Here is a 3,368-nt window from a genome sequence, read left to right as displayed (position 1 = left end):
CAATTGGTCCAACTTTTTGTCCGCGTCCCCTTTCAAACAAATAAGAGCTGCGCTCTTTCTTTTATTCCTTGCGAAGCTGTCCCCGTCAGGGGAAAGTGGCGCGCATGCGCCGAAAGGGGTTCATTTTTGCCAGCAATGCAAGCACTCGCCTTCCCTGGCAATAAAGTTCTTCCTTTTACGCCGAAAAGGGTTCATTTCCCCATCTTATCCACAAATATTATAAGTCGCTCCACTAACCAAAAAGGAGCTTTGACAAAAATGATTACACTTTTTGTCAAAGCTCCTTTTGTGTGGGTATATTCGATTAGAGGATTATCCAACAAAATAAAAACCTTGAGCGATGATGCTTCGCCTTCTTAGAAAATGCAACTCTTTCTCCCAGCAACAGAAAAGTGATAGGCTGGGCACTTTCCCCTCCGGGGACAGTTCGGCGATGTGAAATATAAGAAATCAGTTCTGTTTTGTTTTGAACTTATATACCTGCGGCTGAGGAAATGCAACTCATCCGCCCGACATCAGAATTTGAGGTCGGGCACCTTCCCTTCCAGGGCAAGGTCAAAGGCGTTTTGCCACAGTTCCTTCTTCTTTTTCTTACAGTCCTGATTCTCTTATGTTTCCTTCTACCTGGGCTGCGCCAAGCATTTCTGCCAGGTCGTAGAGTTTCTGGTTGAAGGGTTTCTTTATATGTTTTGCATCTTCGTAGGATACTTTTCTGACTTTGCCTTCCCACATACCGACGAGGGCGGCTGTTTCTCCATCAAGGAGTGCTTTGACGGCTGCGGCTCCCAGTGTGGATCCAAGGATGGCGTCTTTAGCGCTTGGCTGGCCGCCTCTCTGGATGAAGCCCAAGATAGTGGTGCAGATGTCGATGTCAGTGCGTTCCTTGAGCCATTCGCCGAGGGCTCTTCCGTCATCGGCGCCTTCTGCGCAGATGATGATGCTGTTCGTCCTGCCCTCTTCCATCTGTCGTTTGAGGCTTCTGGCGAGTTTCTTGCGGCTGAAGGGAACTTCAGGGACGAGGATGTATTCGGCGCCGCAGGCAAGGCCTGAGTCTAAGGCGATGTTTCCTGCAAAGCGTCCCATGACTTCGACGATGGCAGCGCGGTTGTGGGCGCTGGCGGTGTCGCGGATGCGGCTGACAGCGGATACGACGGCATTCACGGCGGTATCGTGACCGATGGTTTCATCGGTGCCGTGCATGTCGTTATCGATAGTGCCCGGAATGGTGACGGTCGAAATGCCCAGTTTCGAAAGGACTTCGGCGCCTTTGATGGAGCCGTCCCCGCCTACGACGACGAGGCCGTCGATGCCTCTACGCTTCAGCGTTTCTGCCGCTTTGATCTGGTTTTCTTCTTCCAAGAATTCCTTGCATCTGGCCGTTTTCAGCATGGTGCCGCCATGGAGGACAACGCCGCTCACGGAGGAGGATTCCATGCGGACGAAGTCATCGTCCAGAAGTCCTGCATAGCCTCTGTATATTCCATAAATCTGGCATCCAAGCGCCAGGGCTGTCCTTACGACCGCCCGTACGGCCGCATTCATGCCCGGCGCATCTCCGCCGCTTGTGAGCACAGCTAGTCTTTTCATGAAAATCCCTCCCTGCGGCCGACTACTGGGATCTTCTCCCATGGGAAGAGGGCCGGCCGTTCCGCTCTCTCTTCTCGGTATGTTCCTCACGGCCGGGATACCCCGGTCCCCGCCGTGCTGCAAATCCTATATTGTGCTTGTCAATGTAGCGCGCAATCATGAGCGCTGTCTGTTCCGGATGGCAGTTCGTCGTATTGATGACAAGATCGACCCTGTCTCTCCATTTCGTCCATTTCCTCAGCATCTGACGGACGTATCCGTCCACATCGGAGTAGTCCATCGTCGGACGTTTCCCGATGCGGCGCCTCACGCGCTCGGCCAGGCGGAATGGTTTCGCATAGAGCAGGATGACGACACCATGCTCGGAGAGGAGATGAAATTTCTCCTCCGTCATGGGATAATTTCCGCCCATCGCAATCACCGCCTCATGGTAGAAGCGCACTCTGTTGATGATTTCCTTTTCCTTGGCAGTGAACGCATCCGGCCCCGCACTCTGGTAGTACTCGGCGATGCGCATCCCCGTGTCCTTTTCCATCATGCGGTCCGTATCGGCCAGCTGCCAGTCCAGGCCGTCAGCGAGAATCCTCGCCGCGCGGCTCTTTCCTGTCCCCATGGGACCGATCAGAACTATATTTCTCTTTTTCATAGGTACCTCGGCTTTGGAAGGTACGGATCTCCGCGTCGAAGGACAACTGTCCTCCCTCTCTTTTCAATGATTTGAGATCCATCGCATTCCATCTCTCTTTGCCTTTTATTATATCAAAGCCGCGGACAATTTGGGCAAAGCTTCCGGTACCTTGTACACGTATTTTTTGAAATTTTCCGTTTTCGTCGATAGTTCCTTCACTTTCCGAGATATTCGTCACGATGACGCCGCTCTCCTCGAGCGCTTCAGCAAGCTCCGGCGCGCTTGCTTTCCCGAAAAGCTCTGTCAGAAAGGGCAGGTACGTCCCCTCTTCCGGCGCCCTGAAATGGAGCGCTTTCTGGTTCTCTGCCGCCATGAGGCCGGCCAATTCTTCCTTGTCCCATGAACGCTCGACGAAAAAGCAGCCCGTCAGGGCGAGGAGAAAGGCGAGCGCGAGGTACTCTCTCTTGTACTTCGTATCATGCAGGATTGGTTCGAGCCTCATTTCTTCACCGTCCTTTTGACTGCTTTTCTGGGCGCATCCGTCTTCGGCGTTTCATCAGCCCTCGTCCAGATGATTGTGAAATCGGTGAGCTTCGTCAGCGGATTTCCCTTCCGCTTCCCGATTCTCGTCTCACCGCCCCAGGAAGAGGCGACGACATCGCGGAGAAACCCGACGGCCTCAGGTGTCTGCGCCGTTCCTTCAAGGCGCACTTCCCCGCTCTCCTCAGCGATTTCCCTCAAGACGACACCGGACGGCATCGATTCTCCGAGGTACGCGAGCTTCTGTTCCCAGCGCATGTTTTCCTTCTCCAGCTTCCGCAGCATTCCTTCGAGCGCCCGCGCCTCATGCTGCTCCTTCTCATACGCTTCCATTCCCTTCCTGACCGGCGAGAGGGAAATGGAAAGCTCCTTCTCATGGAGGAAATCCTTCTCGGCAGAGACGAACATTCCTAGGCCCGTCAGGCAGAAAAGGAACGATAGTACCGCCGCTCCCTGCGCCATGCGAAGGCCGCGGTTCTCTTCCGTGAAGAGCCTCCGCACCGCGCCGGAGGGGATGACCGTCCCTGCCTTTTCCGCGCCCATGAGGAGACGAAATGCCGTTTCATGAAGAAATCCCTCTTCCTCGGCAGGAATCATCACTTTGAGATTGGCA

Annotated in this window: 5 protein-coding genes; 1 reads left to right on the top strand and 4 read right to left on the bottom strand. The window is 54.2% G+C overall.

Annotation, left to right across the window (positions count from 1 at the left end; all coding sequences use genetic code 11):
* A partial coding sequence (locus M3200_RS02760) for a hypothetical protein (RefSeq protein ID WP_288178097.1) occupies window positions 1–360 on the top strand: 360 nt, incomplete at its 5' end.
* 231 nt (window positions 361–591) lie between these two features.
* On the opposite strand, the gene M3200_RS02755 is transcribed toward M3200_RS02760, so the two are convergent.
* The 4 genes from M3200_RS02755 to M3200_RS02740 all read right to left on the bottom strand — a co-directional run.
* Entirely contained in the window at window positions 592–1,587 is a 996-nt protein-coding gene (locus tag M3200_RS02755; RefSeq protein ID WP_022382011.1) for an ATP-dependent 6-phosphofructokinase, read from the bottom strand.
* 22 nt (window positions 1,588–1,609) lie between these two features.
* Window positions 1,610–2,233 carry a shikimate kinase gene (locus M3200_RS02750; protein WP_231939273.1) on the bottom strand — a complete coding sequence of 208 codons (624 nt, stop codon included), beginning with the start codon at window positions 2,231–2,233 and terminating at the stop codon, window positions 1,610–1,612.
* Window positions 2,160–2,717, bottom strand: a complete 558-nt coding sequence (locus tag M3200_RS02745) for a hypothetical protein (RefSeq protein WP_022382009.1) — start codon at window positions 2,715–2,717, stop codon at window positions 2,160–2,162. The genes M3200_RS02750 and M3200_RS02745 overlap by 74 nt, the downstream gene beginning before the upstream one ends.
* The coding region (locus M3200_RS02740; RefSeq protein WP_288178096.1) for a PilN domain-containing protein at window positions 2,714–3,368 on the bottom strand (655 nt) is incomplete at its 5' end. The genes M3200_RS02740 and M3200_RS02745, both read right to left, overlap by 4 nt.

The organism is Dialister sp. CAG:357, assembly GCF_000435155.1.
Taxonomy (GTDB): Bacteria; Bacillota; Negativicutes; order Veillonellales; family Dialisteraceae; genus Dialister; species Dialister hominis.
Note: the sequence above shows the minus strand (reverse complement) of the source record. Positions and strands in the feature narration are given on the sequence as shown.